The sequence below is a fragment of the Microbacterium sp. NPDC076768 genome (genome assembly GCF_040687205.1).
Taxonomy (GTDB): domain Bacteria; phylum Actinomycetota; class Actinomycetes; order Actinomycetales; family Microbacteriaceae; genus Microbacterium.
In genome coordinates, this window is record NZ_JBFBMU010000001.1 from 726,504 (window position 1) to 744,553 (window position 18,050).

Here is an 18,050-nt window from a genome sequence, read left to right on the forward strand (position 1 = left end):
CCCCCCTCACCAAAACAGAGAGCGTGTGTGTTGCGGGCGGCGCGCCGCGCGCGAACACACCCCGCACGCCAACATGGTCTCCGTTTTGGAGATCAGTAGCCCGGATACTCCTGCAGCTTGGTTTCGAACTCTGCGCGATCGGCCTCGCTGAGAACTTCTCGGCCGAGGACGGAAAGCTGCAACCCTTCGAGAGGCTCTCCCGTACGGGCGTTCTGCGCTTCCCGTTCCGCAAGAAAACCGCCGTCTTGGTCGTTGGAAAGGTCGTAGATGTTCGCATAGAACCGCAGCGGCTCCGGGTAGTTCTCGGTGTAGTACTCCCACGTGGTCTGCGTGCGGGGGTCATCGCTGCCGTAAAGCTTCGCAACGACCGTTGGATCGAGGCCTGATTCCGAGGGGTCGTTGAAGGCGTAAAGGTCCCAGAGTCCGTGCTCGACAACGACCTCGTTGACCGCCGCCATCACTTCGAGTTTGCGATCGTAATCCTGGATCGGCTCGTTAGTGGCCCAACGGGCAGAGGAGTAGGTGACGAGCATCGACTCGCCCCCGTAGCCGTTGCGTTCTGGGCGCAGGTCTTCGTCTTCTACCTGCGTCCACGTGTAACCGAACTCCTGTGTGAGCCGCTCGCGGATATCGGCAAAAAGGCTGTTCGACTGCTCACGCACCTCCTCCAGCGACTGCTGCGCGAGCGTCTGCTGTGGATCCGTCCCCTTGATGCCGGGGTAGGCCTCCGCATGCTTCTGCTCGGCGGTCTTCACGCCGTCGTAGTTGCCGGATGCCGAGGTCTGCAGCGCGCTGAGACCGCCGACGGTGGCGACATTGAACAGTACGGTGATGATGAGGGCGATGGCTCCCAGCTTGCGCCCTCGCGCGGAGAACAGGGCGGCAACGACTGTGCCCACCACCACAAGTTGTACCGCGAGCATCGTGACGCCGTAGAGCAGATCGGTACCGCCAGCGACCAGAGTGCCGAGCAAGATAAGGGCGAACAGAATGGCGACGCTCAGCGCTATCCAGCCGAGCGTGTTGGAGCTTTTCGCTGAGGAGTCAGCTGATGCGGGTAGACCGGTGGCGGCGGGCGGTGGCGGGGTGAAGGCCTCGCGTCGCGCGCCGCGGTACCCACCAGCGGGCGGAACGGGCGGCGCGCCTTCGGTGTTCGAGACGTAGCGCGCTCGCTGCCTCTCGTTATCCATCACCACGGCTTCTCCGTTCCCGTGCCACCTGGCTCATCGCCCTGCTGCTGGTCACGTTCCTGCGTGCCCTGCTCCAGCTTTTCTTGAAGGTCTTGCAGTTTGCTGTCTGACGGCTGATCTTCGTCTTCGTCGCCGGGCTGCGGTTGTGGCTGTTCCGCTTCCTCCTGCTGCTTTTGCTTCAGTCGATCCCCTGCGCTTTCCAGAGTCTCGGCCATGTCACGCTGCGGGTCGGAGGATTGCTGCTGTGCCTCTTCGCTTTGACACTCCGCCGGGGTCTCCGCCGTAATCGTCAATGCCTCGTCGTAGAGCTCAGCCGCGGTCGCGCCGTCGCCTTCGGTTCCCGCAGCATCTCCCATGCGCTCGATGACAAGTGCCAGGTTGATTCGCACGCCACACACTTCCAGCCCTGTCGCCAGGTCGAGTGCCTCTTCGAGTTCCGCTCTGGCCTCCGGAAGCTGCTCGGCAGCGCCGAGCGCCGTGCCGATGTTGAACGGAGCCTTGTAGGGCTCGAACCAGTTGAAAACGTCTTGACCGCGCGCCGATGCTTCCGATCCGGCGAAGTCGTCGACCACGTAGGCCGTGATGGACTGATGGGCGAACGCATACATGCTCAACAACTTGCCCACGAACAGCAACGCGACGAGCGCGCACGGCATCAGTGCGATGGTCACCCATCGACGAACGCGGCGGCGTCGCCGGTTGGATCGCAGTAGCGCGGCGGCAACATCATTTGTGGCGATCACGCGACACCTCCTTTGCGGGAGGGATTGCGCGGTGCGCGCAGGCGTCGCAACTGCGCGACCAGCGTGGCAGCGCGCGCGAGTTCGATGCCGAGGATTCCCATGATGACGAGCGCGGCAACCCAATACAGCTCCGTCACGTTGCCGACTTCGCCAGATTCGGCATAGTTGGTTGTGACGGTGGGGGCCTCAGGGAACGCAGGCGCTGACTCGGCCGTGCGTCGTTCATAGGTCACTCCGAGCTCGGTGGCGATGGTCTCGAGGTTCGTCTCGTCGATGACCGATAGCGCATCGGCGCCTTGGTATTGGATGTACTCGTTGCCGGTGTCGGCGAGCACGCCGGAGGTGACGCGCATCGGCCCGCCTTCGGCAGTGCCGTATCCGAAGACCGCGCCGGAGTCGGTGTACTTCGCGCTGGAGCTGAATGATTCTGGCTCTGCCTGGACGGTCTGCTCGCCGTCGCCGAAATAGAACACCATCCGCGAACGATCGGGAGATGATTCGGCGGCAGAGGCGAGCGTTTCTGAGAGAAGCGCAGCGGCGACGCCGATTGAACTTCCCTGGGACTGCCGGGTGACCTCGGGCCGCAGCACTTCCATCGAACCGAGCAGTGCGGTGGTGTCGGTGGTGAGCGGCATTCGCAACTCGGCAGCCGCATCAGAGGTGATCAGAGCGAAACGGGCTCCTGGGTACTCCGCAACGAGAGCCTGTACGTCGCTGCGCACACCATCGAGTCGCGGTTCGTCGTCGCCCCAGTCTTCTGCCACGATGCTGGCGGTGGTGTCGACGACGAGAACGATGTCGGTATCGGTCGCGAGTGACTGTGTCGTGCCGCCGGGAATGCCAGGTCGCAGCAGCATGGCGAAGCACGCCAGAACCAAGATCAGCCGCATCGCCCACAGCGCTCTATAGCCCGCGGTCTGCGATGGACGCACAAGCACCCAGATGACAAGGGCGACGATGGGGGCGCAGAGCAGCGCGATCAGCACGGGGTTGAGGACAGGTTGGAAGATCACAGTCGCACCCTCCACAACACCACGACGAAGCCGAGGAGGCCGATCGAGAGCACGACGATCCAGAAGTTCGGGGTGTCTGTCCACACGACCTGCGCCGCCCCCCGCAGTGCTGTCGCATCTTGCTCTTGCACCTGGGTGACGATGTCGGAGACTGTTGTGGTGTCGCGCAGACCGAAGGCTGCACCACCGGTCGCCTCCGCTGCGGCGCTGAGTTCGGCACTGACCTCGGCATCTTTGCCCTGCACTGGATTCACGGCGAACACGCGCACATCTTTCGAGGCTGCGTAGGCCGCTGCTTCTTCCAGCGTCACGATCGAGGCTCCGTTTACCTCGTTGTCTGTGGCGAAGATGACGGAGCGAGAGCGCTCGTCGTCGAGGCGATCGAACCCCATCGTGCAGGCAGCCAGGCCGTCGCCGATCAGGGAAGCTCCGTCACCGTTGAGGGTGCCGAGCCAGTGCTCCGGAATCTGGTCGACGTAGTCGAAACTGCGCGTCAACCGTTCCAGGTGCTCGCGGATGAAGTCGTAGTCATCGGTCAACGGGAAGATTTGCACGGGGGAGCTGTTGAAGATCGTCAAGCCGATGCGCTCTCCCTCGAATCCCTCAAGAAGCTCGTTAAAGACGGTCAGCACTTCAACGTCGACGTCCGTCATCGAACCGGAGACGTCGAGGCACAGCATGATGTCTCTGCTGGAGTTTTCGGGTTGGATTGTCTGCGCCGACATCGGTCGTGCGGCCACGACGCCAGCCACAATGGTGGCGGCTGCCCCCAGCGCGAGAATGCCAGAGAGCGCGACCGCGCGTCGAGCAAGCGCGCTACGGAAACTGGGCAGCGTGCGCAATCGTTCGGCGCGAGCGATGCGAGCAGTTTCGCCACCGCGAGCGCGCCCGCCACGACGGAAACCTACGATGAGGCCGACCGTGAGTGCGAGGAGAACGATGACGCCAGCGGCCACCAGCATCCAAATATTCGCTAGTGCCATGTGCGCACCACCGCTCTGGCCGCTTCTGCACCGGCAACGGGATCGATCGAGGGCCCCTGACGGAAGATGCTCGGATAGTAGTGACGACCCATCGCGTCGATGAGAGCGGGGTGCACGCCGCGTGCCACCAAATCGTCGAGCGAGAGGACGGGTGCCTCCAGGCCGCTGTATTCGTTGACGAAGGTGCGAACGACGCGGCTGAGCTCAAGGTTGGCCTGTCGTGGCGACAGCCGACGCTCTAGGTAGTCGGTCTCGATCTGCTGAATGCGCGCGAAGTATTCGGTGCGCAACTGCGAGAGCACGTCGACGGTCAATGGCGATGGCGTTGCATCCGTGCTCGATCCGGGGAGAGAGTGGCGCGGACGCGTCAAGACGATCAGCAGCCAGGCCGCGAGCACCAGGAGGGCGAGGATGCCGACGGCAAGCAGCATCCATCCCCAGCCGTACTGCGCCGGCGGGTACAGCTCATCAGAACCGGACATGGGACCTCCGGTTCAGCAGCTTGAGCAGTTGGGAGACCGCGTCATCTTGACCGCTCAGTGACGAGTGGCTGATCTCCATCCGAGTGAGGAGGTCGGCGAGGTGCGCAGCGTCTGCATCGCGTTGCGCTGTGAGTTCCTGCACGATGCTGCGGTCGCCCTGCACAAAGTCGGGAACCTGCCACCGGCTATCCACATCGCTGCGGGTGCGGCCGGTGGCGTGATCCAGCACGGGGTCCGCATCACGAAGAGTGAGCCAGAGCACGTCGTGTTGCACCCGCAGGCGCCGCAGCAGTCGCTCCGTTTCTGTGGTCACGGGGGCTTCGTCTGTGACCACGACCACGATCATGCGCCGAGGGATGGTGCGCGCAACGAACGACAGCAGCGCATCGCGGTCGCTGGGGGCAGCGCTCTCGTCGATCGCCCTGTCGATGGTGCGCAAAGCGTGTTCGAGTGCGCCCTCACTGCGTCCAGGTGCCAGGCGGCGCACCTTCGACGCATCGCCGTAGACCGCGGTGAAGTCATCGCCGTGGCGCAGAGTGAGCGTTCCCAGAACACCGGTCGCGAGGATCGCGAGCTCTTTCTTCGATCTCTCATCGGCAGCCAGCGCCGACATCGAGCGGCCGGTGTCGACGACGAACATCACGGTGTGCATGCGGGTCGCACGCGAGCGCTTGACCAGTGGTGTGCCCAGTCGTGCGGTCGCCCGCCAGTCGATATCGCGCACCTGGTCGCCGTATTCGTAGCCCCGCAGGTCTTCGAAGTCGAGGCTTCGCCCGTGCAGCAGCGACGCGTAGGCGCCATCGAGCGCATGCAATGACTTGCGCTTCGAATGAATGAAGAGCTTGCTCTTCACCTGCGTGATCAGGCTGGCCATAACCTCTCTCTATTCCCCGTTAGGTCCCTGAGCCCCGTAGGTCCCTGAGCTTGTCGAAGGGCCCGTAGCCCCGTAGCCCCCTGAGCCCGTCGAAGGTCCCTGAGCCCGTCGAAGGGTCAGGGCGTGGGAACCGACGCGAATATCTGGTCGATGATCTCTTCACTACGGACCCCTTCGGCGTCAGCCTCGAAGGTCAGAAGCACGCGGTGCCGAAGGATCAGGTGGCGCAGTTCTCGGATGTCTTCCGGAAGCACGTGCGAGCGCCCCTTCAGCAGTGCGAGCGCCCGCGACGCCTGCAAGAACGCGATGCTCGCGCGTGGACTGGCACCGTACTTGATGAAGCGCGCCCGCTCCTCGCCGATGTACGGCGCCGGGTTTCGGGTGACGTAGGCGATCGAGACGATGTAGTTGCGGATCGCCGGGTCAACATAGATACGGCTGGCGACGTCTTGCAGCAGGTGCACATCGTCGAGGCTGACGGCGCTGGACACGTGCCGATCGGGATCGAGCACACCGGAGTCGATGCGGCTGAGAACTTCGAGTTCTTCGGCGGGGCTCGGGTATTCGACGATCTCTTTGAGCAGGAAGCGGTCCATCTGTGCCTCTGGCAGCTCGTAGGTGCCCTCCTGCTCGATCGGGTTTTGTGTCGCGATCACGAGGAACGGCTTCGGCAGGTGGTGCACTTCGCCGCCGATGGTGGTCTGGTGCTCCTGCATCGCCTCAAGCATGGCGCTCTGCGTTTTCGCGCTGGAGCGGTTGATTTCGTCGAGCAGTACGAAGTTTGCGTGCACAGGGCCGAGCACTGTGCGGAAGGATCCGGTCGCCGCGTCGTAGATCTGGTTGCCGGTGATATCGCTGGGGAGCAGGTCTGGCGTGCACTGGATGCGCTTGAACTGCGCCTTCACGGTGTCGGCGAGTGTGCTGGCTGCCGTGGTCTTAGCGAGTCCTGGCACGCTTTCGAGCAGGATGTGCCCGCCGGCGATGAGCGCGATGAGCAGGCTCGTGCGAAGCCGGTCTTGGCCGACCATCTTGGCGGAGTACGAGGTCGAGATGACGCGGAGCACCTCCGCAGCTCTAGACATCTCCCCGTCCGTGGGGGCGCTGGTGCTGGCAGGCGCAGGCGCGGGTGAGGGCGGTGGCGGCGGCGCGACCTGGTGCGGGGATGCGGCGTTCGGATCGTGCATGCTCTCTCCTCCTGGGGAGCGCGGCGATTCTCCCCCCGGGGCTAGGGTAGTCGCCCGACCTGAGCGGAAATGACGGCGCTTTTGGTCGAATCACGCAGTTTGCTCTTCGGTCACCTGCCCGGTGCGTCGACGACCGACCCTGCTAACGTCGAAGAACAGCCGCTTTCTGGGCAGGTCGAGCTTTTCGCTCCCGCCAAGACAGAACTGTTCCCGCTCGGATACGGCTGCGCCCGATACATGACTGAAGAGTATGAGGAATATACGTGACGAGCAGAGAACGAGTAGCGATCATTGGCGCCGGACCTTCGGGGATGGCACAACTGCGGGCCTTTGAGTCCGCGGCCCGCGCAGGTGCCGATATCCCCGAGCTGGTGTGCTTCGAAAAGCAGGCCGACTGGGGTGGGCAATGGAACTTCACTTGGCGCACCGGACTCGATGAGTTCGGCGAACCAGTGCACTCCAGCATGTATCGCAACCTCTGGTCGAACGGTCCGAAAGAAGCTCTGGAGTTCGCGGACTACAGCTTCGACGAGCATTTCGGTCGCCCCATCTCCTCGTACCCGCCACGTCCGGTTCTGTGGGACTACATCGCTGGTCGTCTGAAGAAGACGAACGTCCGCGACCTCATCCGCTTCCAGACGGTGGTGCGGTGGATTGAGTTCGACGAGGAGCGCGAGGTCTTCACACTCACCAGCGAAAACCTGCCCACCGGGGAGACGGCTGTCGAAGAGTTCGACAGGGTGATCATCGCCAGCGGACATTTCTCTTTCCCGAACATGCCGGACTTCGCTGGAATCGAAACGTTCCCTGGCTACATCAGCCACGCACACGACTTCCGCGGTGCCGAGGCGTTTGCCGACAAAGACGTCCTCGTGATCGGTTCGAGCTACTCGGCGGAAGACATCGGCAGCCAGGCATACAAGATGGGTGCACGCTCGGTCACCGCCAGCTTCCGCACCGCCCCCATGGGGTACGACTGGCCAGATGGCATCGAAGAGCGTCCGGTGGTTGAGCGCTTCGAGGGCAGCGTCGCGCACTTCGCCGATGGTGCATCGAAGCACGTCGACGCCGTCATCATGTGCACCGGATACCTGCACAGATACCCCTTCCTTCCCCAGAGCCTCGCGCTGTCTTCGCCGAACAACGTCTACCCGGATGGGCTCTATCGCGGAGTCGTGTGGCAGGGCAATCCGCGTCTCACCTACCTCGGAGCGCAGGACCAGTGGTTCACGTTCAACATGTTCGATGCGCAGGCTTGGTACGTGCGCGACCTCATTTTGGGGCGAATTGCGCTCCCCGATGAGGAAGGGCGCGCAGCCTCCATCACCGAGTGGCGCACGCGTTTTTCGCAGATCGATTCGGCGGCGACAGAGATCCGTTTCCAGGCGGACTACATTCGCGATCTGCTGCAGCTCACGGACTACCCGGAGTTCGATATCGATCGGGTTGTCGAGATCTTCCTCGCCTGGAAGACCGACAAGAAGAACGACATCATGGGGTACCGCGACCGGAGCTACGAGTCCGTGATGACGGGGACTACCGCTGTCGCCCACCACACATCGTGGCTCAACGAACTCGACGACTCGCTCGAGCGCTACCTCGGCGACAATCGCGAAGCTCTCACCGCCGTCTGACCCCTCTTCGGACGGGGGCATTGTTGTCAGCTGCGCTGGCGCCATCTCATCCGGGTGATGAGCACGCCGAGCAGGCAGAGTGCGCCGCCGAGGAACATCAGCGGAGTGGGGACTTCGCCGAGGATTGCCCACGACATCAAGATCGCGATTGCGGGGACGACGTAGGTGGTGGCTGAGGTCTGCCCTGCCGTGCTGCGCTGCAGCACATATGCCCAGGTGGTGAAGGCGATCGCAGTGGGGAAGATGCCGAGGTAGACGACCCACACAGTCGCATCTATCGGAGCGGTCTGAAGGGCGTCGATGACCCCGCCGATCCAGGGGAGCAGGGCGATTGTGCCGACAATGGCACCGAGCCAGGTGAGGGTGGTCGCATCGACTCCTGCGTTAAGAAGGCGCTTCTGCACGAGTGTGCAACCGGCGTACATTACGGCGGCGAGAAGGGCGAGGAGGAGGCCGGTGAGGTCGGAGCCGGTGCTGGTCGAGGAGTTCATCCCGATCAGAACGACTCCGAGGAAGGCGATGGGCGCTCCGATCACGAGCGGGCGCGGGAACCCCTCGCGCAGAAACAGCCCGCTGAAGACCACGACCATCAGTGGAGCGAGATTCACGACCATCGCCGCTGTGCCAGCGTCTAGGGTGAGCTCTGCGCTGTTGAGTGCCAAGTTGTAGACGCAGAACCAGCCGACGCCCCACGCGGCGACGAGCAACCAGTGCCGCCGTTCCGGAAGTCGGATCCCGTGCCGCACGGCGATGATCGACAGCACGACCGTCCCGACTGCCATTCGCAGCAGTGCAAGCGCGCCAGGGTCGTAGTGCGGACCAGCGCCTCTGATCCCGATAAAAGCGGAAGCCCACAGCACCACTGTGACGACGGCCGCGGCGAGTACCAACACTCCCTGTCGCTGCGGCGTGGTGATGGTGGTGCGATTTCCCGTTTCGCCGGGCGTGGCTTCTGGCATCCCTCGATCCTGGCACCGACCTCCGACACCCTCGACCGCCCGAATCGCCATCCTCCAGCGTTTTCCTGCCGCCCCGCTTCTGCCCAGTAGGTTCGACAAGGTAGTGCTCATGTTGGTGAGTGGAGGGGAGCTGGAATGTCGTACGACATTGAGGTGTACGGACGCGTTGAATTGACGACGACTGCAATGGTCGAGTTCGCGCTGGCTCAAGGGTTTGTTCCGTGCCGAGATGTGGGGGCAGGTTCTCCGGCTGTTTTGGAGCTGGGGCATGCGGGGTCGCAAGATTACGTCTTCACTTTCGCTGGTGCGTACGGCGTTGAGCCTGAGGACCTCCCTGAGGTGCAAGCGCTAGATCTGTCTGGTGCAACGGTGCTGTACCAGATCACTGTCGAGGGGAGTCGGGGTCAGGATGTGCCTGCGGCGATGGAGTTCGCGAAGATGCTCGCCGTCCACGTCGGGGGAGTGGTAATCGATCTTCAGACGGTTGAGGTTTCATCTGGCGATGCGCCCGAGAAACCGAAGGCTCGCCGTTTCCTTCACGCCAGGTGGTTTTACATCTCGGGGGATGAAACTCTCGCTGCAAAGTATCTGAGCATGGCACGAGAGTTGCTGCCGCAATCGGTTCCGTTGAGATTTGGAACGCATGATCCCTTTTCTGGAAAACTCCCACGCGATGGCGATGACGGGTTCGACCGTTACTACCGGGAGCACTGCGCCCATAGTTATCTCATCATCAAGGGGAAAGCGCCACTCATTCGGGGTCGTGTTTCAGAATGGTTAGACCCTGTCTGGCCTTCGGTCAAGCTGACATTTGCGTTGGGTGATTCGACGCCAGTGGAGATGCGTGAGCTGGAAGATTTTTTCGTAGCCTTTGCGCGCAAAACTGGGAGCTTTTTCGCTCATGTGGAGCTGAATGAACGGGAATACAGGTCCTCGGTCGCTCGGAGTCTTGTGGGTTTGTGGCCCGGGCTTCCGCGGGTTCCGCAGTGGCTAACGTGGTTCTCTTCCGGCTATGACGAGCTCGTGCGCCCCTACTTAGCGGACGAGCGAATTCAGGTGTACCCAGAGGGGATCGTGCACCGGTGGTCGGCGACGCCAGTGTCAGCGGACGAGATCGCGCCGATGGTCGCTCGAAGAACGTGGCTCCCGGAGAAGTTTCTCCCGAAGCAGCGGGATCCCGAGGACCCAGCTATCGCGACGACCCCCGCGCGCGTTGTGCCTGAATCGCTCCCCGGAGCCCACCGGCATCGAAGGCGGTCCTTCGGATCGCTGTTCAGATAGCTGACGAGAGACTCCCCGCCCCAACCTGATTGCTCCCGTCGCACTTTCTGTCGCTTTCGAGCGCATTTGGCGACAGAAAGTGCGACGGGAGCAACTTGGGGGGGAGCACGTAGAGAGGGGGTGGGGGAAGCCTTCGGTAGGATGGGAGCGCCCGAAGAGGGCCAGCTCATCGGCCGGTGCAAACCCGGCGAAAGCCAGGGGGATACCCATGCCAGGAATCGTTATCGTCGGCGTGCAGTGGGGCGACGAAGGAAAAGGCAAGGCCACCGATCTTCTCGGTGAGCGCACCGACTGGGTGGTGAAGTTCAACGGCGGCAACAACGCCGGGCACACCGTCGTCGTCGGCAACGAGAAGTACGCACTGCACTTGCTGCCCTCCGGCATCCTTTCTCCCGGTGTCACCCCGGTGATCGGCAACGGTGTGGTCGTCGACCTCGAGGTGCTGTTCTTCGAGTTGGAAGCGCTCGCCGCTCGCGGCATCGACGTCTCGCGTCTCAAGGTCAGCGCCAACGCGCACATCATCACGCAGTACCACCGCACGCTCGACAAGGTCACCGAACGCTTCCTCGGCAAGCGCATGATCGGTACGACCGGTCGCGGCATCGGACCCGCTTACGCCGACAAGATCAACCGCGTCGGCATCCGGGTGCAAGACCTGTTTGACGAGAACATCTTGCGCCAGAAGGTCGAGGGTGCTCTCGACCAGAAGAACCACCTGCTGGTGAAGATCTTCAACCGTCGCGCGATCACCGCCGACGAGATCGTCGAAGACCTGCTCTCGTATGCCGAGCGCCTGCGCCCGATGGTCGCTGACACCGGCTTCCTGATTGCCGAAGCCCTGGGTCGCGACGAGGTCGTTGTCTTCGAGGGTGGCCAGGCCACCATGCTCGACATCGACCACGGAACCTACCCGTTCGTGACTTCGTCGTCGGCCACCGCCGGCGGCGCTGCGACCGGAGCGGGTGTGGGCCCCGGCGCCCTCGACCGCATCGTCGGCATCGTCAAGGCCTACACAACTCGTGTCGGCTCTGGGCCGTTCCCGACAGAGCTCTTCGACGAGCAGGGTGACTGGTTGCGCAAGCAGGGCTTCGAGTTCGGCACCACCACCGGTCGTCCGCGCCGGGTGGGCTGGTACGACGCCCCCATCACGCGCTACGCGACGCGCATCAACGGCATCACTGACCTGGTGCTCACCAAGCTCGACATCCTCACCGGTCTTGAGCGCGTGCCGGTGTGCGTGGCCTACGACGTTGACGGAGAGCGCTTCGACGAGGTTCCCGTCAACCAAACCGACTTCCACCACGCGAAACCGATCCTGGAGTACTTCCCCGGCTGGACCGAAGATATCTCGGTTGCACGCACCTTCGAAGACCTGCCGCAGAACGCTCAGGACTACGTGTTGGCGCTCGAAAAGATGAGCAACACACGTATCTCGGTGATCGGTGTCGGCCCGGAGCGCGACCAGGTCATCGTCCGCCACGACCTGCTCGACTGACCGGGAGCGCTATGACGCGGTTCTGGCTCGGTGGCTACAGTGCCGCGCGTGAAGGTTCGGCTGAAGGCATCGGCCTGCTCGCCGGCGATGAGGGCCGCGAGGCCTCGACGCTCGCGTACCGCGGTGCGGTCGTTGGGGTGCCATCGCCGTCGTGGCTCGCGCAGCACCCCACTGCCGATGTCGTGTACGCGGCGCTTGAAGGTAATGCCGCCGTGCAGGCCTTCGCCCGCTCGGGGGAGACGGCGCTTGCGCCCTTGGGTGCCCCGGTCGCCGTCGGTCAAGACGTGTGTCATATCGCCGTTGCCTCCAACGGCTCCGCGCTGATAGCCAGTTGCTATGGCGACGGTCGGGTGGTGCGTTTCGCTCTCGATGCAGAAGGCCGCATTCTGCCGGCGAAGCCGGATGCCGCGGCGGCGCTCCGTGCCGCGCTTTTCGGTGAGCCAGATCCGGATGCCCCCGCTGCTACTCCGCCAGGAGACGGCATTGCGGCGGTCGATCCATATGCCGCCGGAGGTGAGCGGAGCTCACACGCCCACGCGGCTGTCTTTCTCCCCGACGGACGCATCGCGTCGACCGACCTGGGGTTTGACCTCGTGCGCTTCTGGCGTCAGGGCGGCAACGGGCTCGTGCTCGACCAAGAAGTCGTCCTCCCGCTCGGCACCGGCCCACGGCACATGGTTATGCATCCGAGTGGCCACCTGCACGTGGTCACCGAATACTCCTGCGAGGTGTTCACGCTCGCTTCATCCGCCGACGGCACGTGGCGCGTGGTGTCATCGACCCTCGCGAGTCCGATCGCACAGGTCGGCACTGATTTTCCTGCCGAGCTCGCACGTTCGCGCGACGGACAGTTCCTTTACACCGCATTGCGCGGCAGCAACACGATCGCGGCGTTGCGGGTGCGTGGGGGAGGCGAGGCGCTGGAAGGGGTGGCGCTCGCCGATTCCGGTGTGGACTGGCCCCGCCACCACCTGATCTACGAGGGCAAGATGCTCGTCGCTGGCCAGCGCTCCGACACGATCACGCTGCTCGACCTTGACGAGCGCACCGGCGCACCCCTGGGCGTTCGCCACGAGGCGCAGGTTCCGACGCCCTCGCACTTTCTTCCGGTGCGCTAGCCGCGAAGCGCAGTTGCCCCCTGGTGGGCCGCGGTTGTGTTCTGGTGAACGGTATCCTTCTTGAACAGTGTTCAGGTGAACACCGTTCAAGAAGGATGCGAAATGGTTTCTGAATTTCCAGACAAAAGCGCGCTCATCGGTCGTGTGGCCGTCTTCGCTGCGCTCATCATCGTGCTCGGAACCGTGGCGATTCCGCTGCCGACCGGAGTGCCGATCACCGCGCAGACTCTCGGTGTGATGCTCGCTGGTCTCGTGCTGGGGCCTCGTGCCGCACCGTGCGCGGTGGCCCTCGTGCTCGTTCTCGCAGCCGTCGGTCTTCCCGTGCTCTCGGGCGGTCGCGGAGGGCTCGGCGTTTTCGTCGGACCAACGGTGGGCTATCTGATCGGATGGGTGATCGGGACTTCGGTGATCGCGCTCATTATGCGCACTGGTCGTTTCGTGTGGTGGCGCGCGGCCATCGCCGCATTGAGTGGCGGGGTGCTGGTCGTCTACGCCGCCGGTATCCCCATCCAAGCGCTCGTAACGGGGGTGCCTTTGGGGCTCACCGCGCTTTCGAGCCTGGCCTTCCTCCCCGGCGATCTGATCAAAGTGGTGGCGGCAACGCTGGTGGCTACCGCGCTCCGCCGGGCCTACCCCCGCGCATTTCCCACCCCGCCCACTCCCCAGCCCACGGCCGTCGCCCCATAACCGGTGCACTTGTCGGTCGATTGTCCGGATGCAGGGAGAAAACCCTGGTTTTCGCCGTGCATCCGGGGATTTATCCGACAAGTGGACGGTGATCTGGGGTGCGTTGAGGGAACGGGAAGTGCGGCGTGGGAACAAGAACGACACGTTGTGACGTTTGCCCTCAGTAAGACTGGCGATCGAACCAGGCGACGGAAAGGTGCGACGCATGACTGCTGCGGAGAAGACCGACGAATACGACCTGATTGTCTTGGGCGGAGGAGCGGTAGGCGAGAACGTCGCTGATCGCGTCGTGCAAGGCGGACTCACCGCGATCATTGTCGAGAGTGAACTCGTCGGCGGCGAGTGCTCCTACTGGGCATGCATGCCGTCGAAGGCGTTGCTGCGTTCGGCACAGGCGCTTCGCGCGGCGAAGCATGTTCCTGGCGCGGCCGAGGCCGTCACGGGAACGCTCGATGTGCGCGCTGTCTTCGAACGGCGCGATTCATTCACCAGCAACTGGTCGGATGCCGGTCAGGTGCGCTGGCTGAAGTCGGCCGGTATCGATCTGGCCCGCGGCCACGGACGCATCACCGGCGAACGCGAAGTAACGGTGAGCGATGCCGACGGCGCAGAGCGCGTTTTGCGCGCGCGCCACGCGGTAGCCATCAGCACAGGATCCGACGCCGTCATTCCCCCCATCGACGGGTTGCGCGAAGCGGCTCCGTGGACCAGCCAAGAAGCGACAAGCGCAGACTCGGTGCCAGAGAGCCTCGCCGTCATCGGCGGAGGAGTCGTCGGCGTCGAAATGGCGACTGCATACGCCGCACTCGGATCGAAGGTGACGCTGATCGCACGAGGCGGCCTGCTCGGCGGAATGGAACCTTTTGCAGGCGAGCATGTCGCCAAGGGGCTGAAAGAGTTGGGCGTCGATGTGCGCATCAACACCGAGACGACAAGTGTGCGCCGCGCAGAGAGCGGCGTCACCCTCACCCTTGACGGCGGCAACGGCAGCGAAGAGATCGTGGCCACCGAGGTGCTGGCAGCGACCGGCCGATCGGCCCGCAGTAACAACATCGGACTCGACACGGTTGGCCTCAAGTCCGGCGGCTGGATCGACACGGACGACACGCTCCGCATCCCCGGATCGGAGTGGCTCTACGCGGTTGGCGACGTCAACGGACGAGTGCTGCTCACCCACCAGGGCAAGTATCAGGCCCGCGCAGCTGGCGATGTGATCGTCGCGCGCGCCAAGGGAGAGAACGTCGATGACGCGCCATGGGGGCGCCACGTCGCGACGGCCGACCACGCTGCTGTGCCGCAGGTGACGTTCTCGATTCCTGAGGCTGGCTCCGTCGGGGTGACCGAAGAAGCGGCGCGCAAGGCAGGGAAGTCGGTGAAGGCTGTCGATTACAACCTGGGCTGGGTGGCAGGAGCAAGCCTTTACGAAGACGGCTTCAGCGGACAAGCGCGCCTGGTGATCGACACTGACCGCGATGTGGTGCTCGGGGCGACGTTCGTCGGGCCAGAGGTTGCAGAGCTGGTGCACGCAGCCACGATCGCGATTGTCGGCGAGATTCCCATCGCGCGCCTCTGGCACGCGGTGCCCTCGTATCCCACCATCAGCGAGATTTGGCTGCGGCTCCTGGAAACTTACGGACGCGACTCCGCTTAGCCACACCTCCACAATCCGTTCGGGCGATCGTGCCGAACAAATCGGATTGTTTCTCACATCTGCGCCCCACGCGCAACGGGTCTGCACGATGTCGCACCCGTCTTATACGCTCGAACCCACAACCGAGGAGACAGAACTATGAAGGCTGTACTCGCAGGAACCGTTATTGCCGAAGCAGACGAGAGCGATCTCGCCCGCATCGAAGGGAACTGGTACTTCCCGCCCGCATCGATCACGCCAGGCGCGCTGGTCGAGACTCCGACCGCCTACACGTGCCCGTGGAAGGGAGCCGCCCAGTACTACTCAGTACAGGTCGATGGTGAGCTCCACGAAGATTACGCATGGGCGTACCCGAACCCGTTCCCGTCTGCTTTCGATCGCGTCGGAAAAGACTTCTCCGGCTTCGTCGCCTTCGATCGCCGCGTCGAGGTTGGTCCGTAGGCTCTTCCGTCCTTACATCGATCGCCCGACTGGAGACCAGCCATGATCGAGTTCCGCAACGTCACGAAGAGGTTCCCCGACGGCACGCTTGCTGTCGAAGACTTCAGCCTCGTGTTGCCCTCACATAAGACCACCGTTTTTGTCGGCTCATCCGGCTGCGGCAAGACCACCCTGTTGCGCATGATCAACCGCATGGTTGAGCCGACATCCGGCGCCGTCGAGATCGACGGCGAGAGCGTGCACGACGGCGACCCAGTGGCCCTCCGGCGACGCATCGGTTACGTCATGCAGAACTCTGGTCTCATGCCGCACTTCACGGTTATTGACAACGTGTCGACAGTTTTGCGTTTGACGGGGGTCAAGAAAGCGGCAGCGCACGAGCGCGCCCGCGAGCTGCTCGACACAGTGGGGCTCGATCGCGCTCTCGCTGAGCGGTACCCGAGTCAGCTCTCCGGTGGGCAGCAGCAGCGCGTCGGAGTGGCGAGGGGGCTCGCAGCAGACCCGAACATCTTGCTGATGGATGAGCCTTTCGGTGCGGTCGACCCGATCGTTCGCGCCGACCTTCAGCAAGAAACGTTGCGACTGCAGCATGAACTCGACAAGACGGTCGTCTTTGTGACGCACGACATTGACGAGGCGTTCCTGCTCGGAGATCAGGTGGTCATCCTCGACAAGGGTGCTCGCATCGTGCAGGTGGGGAGCCCGAGCGAGATTATCGAGAACCCGGCAGACGACTTCGTCGCGGCGTTCATCGGCTCTGATCGAGGTCGCAGAGCTCTGCACCTCAAGCAGACGCCGCGGGGCACCGTGGTGGTCGACTCCGAGGGCCGCACCCAGGGTGCGGTCGTCGATGTGCCTGCTTCCGTCACCGATGCGCTCCTGAGCGAGGAGAGCGTGACGAAGGGCACTTCGTGAACTGGATCGTCGACAACTTCAGTCTCATCCTCGAGCTGACTGCGATTCACCTGCAGCAGAGCGCTGTCGCGATCGTGCTCGGCTTCTTTCTATCGTTGCCGCTGGGCTGGTTCGCCTGGCGCTACCAGCTGGTGAAGGGGCCAGTGATTGTGCTGACGGGGCTGTTATACACAATCCCGTCGTTGGCACTGCTGATTCTGCTGCCGTCGGTGGCTGGTTACCCCGCGCGAAGCCCCATCAACCTCATCATCGGGCTGACGATCTACGCGGTTGCCATTTTGGTGCGCGCCGTTTCTGATGGCTTGGACTCCGTCGATCCCGCGATCAGGCAGTCGGCCACCGCGATGGGCTACGGCGGATTCCGCAGGTTTTGGACGGTCGACTTTCCGCTCGCAGGACCTGTCGTCCTTGCCGGACTGAGAGTGGCTGCGGTCAGCACAATTTCGCTCGCCACCGTAGGAATCCTGGTGGGGGTCACCAACCTCGGATATCTGTTCACCAATGGTCTGCAGCGGCGCATCTTGGCTGAGGTGTTCGCCGGAGTTATTGCGGTCGTCGTCATCGCTCTGGTGATTGACCTGCTGCTGTTGTTGCTCGGTCGTGCGCTGATGCCGTGGACCCGCGCCGCGAAGACGCCAGCAACCACACAGACCACCACCATGAGGTCTGCCGCATGAACGTCTTCGCAGATGCCTTTGCCTGGCTGTTCTCTCCCGATCGATGGGAGGGGGCGTACTCGCTGCCCATCCTGTTCGGTCAGCACATGTACTACACGCTGATTTCTGTCTTGATCGCCGCTGCTATCGCGCTGCCGATCGGCTGGCTCATCGGCCACACCGGCAAAGGCCGCGAGGTGGCCGTCGCTGTCGCAGGCGCTGCCAGAGCAATCCCGTCGTTCGGGCTCATGGTGCTGTTGGTGTTGCTGCTCGGCGTGCTGCGGATTCCGGAGGCGGCGATCATCACGTTCGTCCTCCTCGCCATCCCCTCCCTCCTTGCCGGCGCGTACACCGGACTGGAAGCGATCGATCGTCGCGTACTCGACTCGGCCAGAGCAATGGGTATGACCGAGTGGCAGGTCTTCTGGAAGGTCGAGGTGCGCCTGGGGCTCCCGCTGCTCGTCGGCGGGGTTCGTGCCGCACTCCTGCAGGTGATCGCGACCGTCACCATCGCCGCGTACGTCAATCTGGGCGGTCTCGGCTGGCCGATCATCCAGGGCATTCCGCTGAGCCGATTCGATCAGGTCTTGGGCGGTGCGATTCTTGTCGCCGTTCTTGCGCTGATCGTTGACCTGCTCCTCGCTGTTGCTCAGCATGCTGCGGTCCCCGCTGGCGTGCGCCCGCAAACGACGCGACGACGTTCGCGTTCCACCGCGCCGCAACCGGCGCCCACTCCCACCTGAC

18 protein-coding genes are annotated in these 18,050 nt (G+C 63.5%); 10 read left to right on the forward strand and 8 right to left on the reverse strand.

The window, feature by feature from the left end; all coding sequences use genetic code 11:
• Positions 1-92: 92 nt before the first annotated feature.
• The 7 genes from AB0O87_RS03675 to AB0O87_RS03705 form a co-directional block, all read right to left on the reverse strand.
• The gene (locus AB0O87_RS03675) at positions 93-1,190 is read right to left on the reverse strand and encodes a DUF4064 domain-containing protein (RefSeq protein WP_363511829.1); all 1,098 of its coding nucleotides are present in this window, start codon (positions 1,188-1,190) and stop codon (positions 93-95) included.
• On the reverse strand, positions 1,190-1,933 hold the full coding sequence (locus tag AB0O87_RS03680) for a hypothetical protein (RefSeq protein ID WP_363511831.1): 744 nt from the start codon (positions 1,931-1,933) through the stop codon (positions 1,190-1,192). The genes AB0O87_RS03675 and AB0O87_RS03680 overlap by 1 nt, the downstream gene beginning before the upstream one ends.
• Positions 1,930-2,946 (reverse strand): VWA domain-containing protein, encoded by a 1,017-nt coding sequence (locus AB0O87_RS03685; RefSeq protein WP_363511833.1) that lies wholly within the window; start codon positions 2,944-2,946, stop codon positions 1,930-1,932. The genes AB0O87_RS03680 and AB0O87_RS03685 overlap by 4 nt, the downstream gene beginning before the upstream one ends.
• Positions 2,943-3,929 (reverse strand): VWA domain-containing protein, encoded by a 987-nt coding sequence (locus AB0O87_RS03690; protein ID WP_363511835.1) that lies wholly within the window; start codon positions 3,927-3,929, stop codon positions 2,943-2,945. The genes AB0O87_RS03685 and AB0O87_RS03690 overlap by 4 nt, the downstream gene beginning before the upstream one ends.
• Positions 3,920-4,411 (reverse strand): hypothetical protein, encoded by a 492-nt coding sequence (locus tag AB0O87_RS03695; protein WP_363511837.1) that lies wholly within the window; start codon positions 4,409-4,411, stop codon positions 3,920-3,922. Before AB0O87_RS03695 ends, AB0O87_RS03690 begins: the two co-directional genes overlap by 10 nt.
• Positions 4,398-5,285: a DUF58 domain-containing protein gene (locus tag AB0O87_RS03700; protein WP_363511839.1), complete on the reverse strand. Its 888-nt coding sequence runs from the start codon at positions 5,283-5,285 to the stop codon at positions 4,398-4,400. Before AB0O87_RS03700 ends, AB0O87_RS03695 begins: the two co-directional genes overlap by 14 nt.
• A 116-nt stretch (positions 5,286-5,401) precedes the next feature.
• Positions 5,402-6,367: a MoxR family ATPase gene (locus AB0O87_RS03705; RefSeq protein ID WP_363512911.1), complete on the reverse strand. Its 966-nt coding sequence runs from the start codon at positions 6,365-6,367 to the stop codon at positions 5,402-5,404.
• 365 nt (positions 6,368-6,732) lie between these two features.
• Between AB0O87_RS03705 and AB0O87_RS03710 the strand changes: the two genes are divergently transcribed.
• The gene (locus AB0O87_RS03710) at positions 6,733-8,103 is read left to right on the forward strand and encodes an NAD(P)/FAD-dependent oxidoreductase (RefSeq protein ID WP_363511841.1); all 1,371 of its coding nucleotides are present in this window, start codon (positions 6,733-6,735) and stop codon (positions 8,101-8,103) included.
• Between the two features lie 26 nt (positions 8,104-8,129).
• Here the strand turns inward: AB0O87_RS03710 and AB0O87_RS03715 are convergent, their stop codons facing one another.
• Positions 8,130-9,062, reverse strand: a complete 933-nt coding sequence (locus AB0O87_RS03715) for a DMT family transporter (protein ID WP_363511843.1) — start codon at positions 9,060-9,062, stop codon at positions 8,130-8,132.
• Positions 9,063-9,197: 135 nt separating this feature from the next.
• Here AB0O87_RS03715 and AB0O87_RS03720 point away from each other — a divergent pair, with 135 nt between their 5' ends.
• The 9 genes from AB0O87_RS03720 (at position 9,198) to AB0O87_RS03760 (ending at position 18,049) form a co-directional block, all read left to right on the forward strand.
• Positions 9,198-10,343: a hypothetical protein gene (locus tag AB0O87_RS03720; RefSeq protein ID WP_363511845.1), complete on the forward strand. Its 1,146-nt coding sequence runs from the start codon at positions 9,198-9,200 to the stop codon at positions 10,341-10,343.
• 208 nt (positions 10,344-10,551) lie between these two features.
• Complete coding sequence (locus AB0O87_RS03725; RefSeq protein ID WP_363511847.1) at positions 10,552-11,838, forward strand: adenylosuccinate synthase; 1,287 nt, start codon at positions 10,552-10,554, stop codon at positions 11,836-11,838.
• A gap of 11 nt (positions 11,839-11,849) precedes the next feature.
• Entirely contained in the window at positions 11,850-12,956 is a 1,107-nt protein-coding gene (locus AB0O87_RS03730; RefSeq protein ID WP_363511849.1) for a beta-propeller fold lactonase family protein, read from the forward strand.
• Between the two features lie 102 nt (positions 12,957-13,058).
• Complete coding sequence (locus AB0O87_RS03735; RefSeq protein ID WP_363511851.1) at positions 13,059-13,643, forward strand: biotin transporter BioY; 585 nt, start codon at positions 13,059-13,061, stop codon at positions 13,641-13,643.
• 205 nt (positions 13,644-13,848) lie between these two features.
• Positions 13,849-15,294: an NAD(P)/FAD-dependent oxidoreductase gene (locus AB0O87_RS03740; protein ID WP_363511853.1), complete on the forward strand. Its 1,446-nt coding sequence runs from the start codon at positions 13,849-13,851 to the stop codon at positions 15,292-15,294.
• A gap of 138 nt (positions 15,295-15,432) precedes the next feature.
• Positions 15,433-15,735 carry a DUF427 domain-containing protein gene (locus AB0O87_RS03745; protein WP_363511855.1) on the forward strand — a complete coding sequence of 101 codons (303 nt, stop codon included), beginning with the start codon at positions 15,433-15,435 and terminating at the stop codon, positions 15,733-15,735.
• 42 nt (positions 15,736-15,777) lie between these two features.
• Positions 15,778-16,650 (forward strand): ATP-binding cassette domain-containing protein, encoded by an 873-nt coding sequence (locus tag AB0O87_RS03750; RefSeq protein WP_363511857.1) that lies wholly within the window; start codon positions 15,778-15,780, stop codon positions 16,648-16,650.
• A complete protein-coding gene (locus tag AB0O87_RS03755) occupies positions 16,647-17,327 on the forward strand; it encodes an ABC transporter permease subunit (protein ID WP_363511859.1) in 681 nt (226 codons plus the stop codon). The genes AB0O87_RS03750 and AB0O87_RS03755 overlap by 4 nt, the downstream gene beginning before the upstream one ends.
• Positions 17,324-18,049, forward strand: a complete 726-nt coding sequence (locus tag AB0O87_RS03760) for an ABC transporter permease (protein ID WP_363511861.1) — start codon at positions 17,324-17,326, stop codon at positions 18,047-18,049. Before AB0O87_RS03755 ends, AB0O87_RS03760 begins: the two co-directional genes overlap by 4 nt.
• Position 18,050 lies beyond the last annotated feature (1 nt).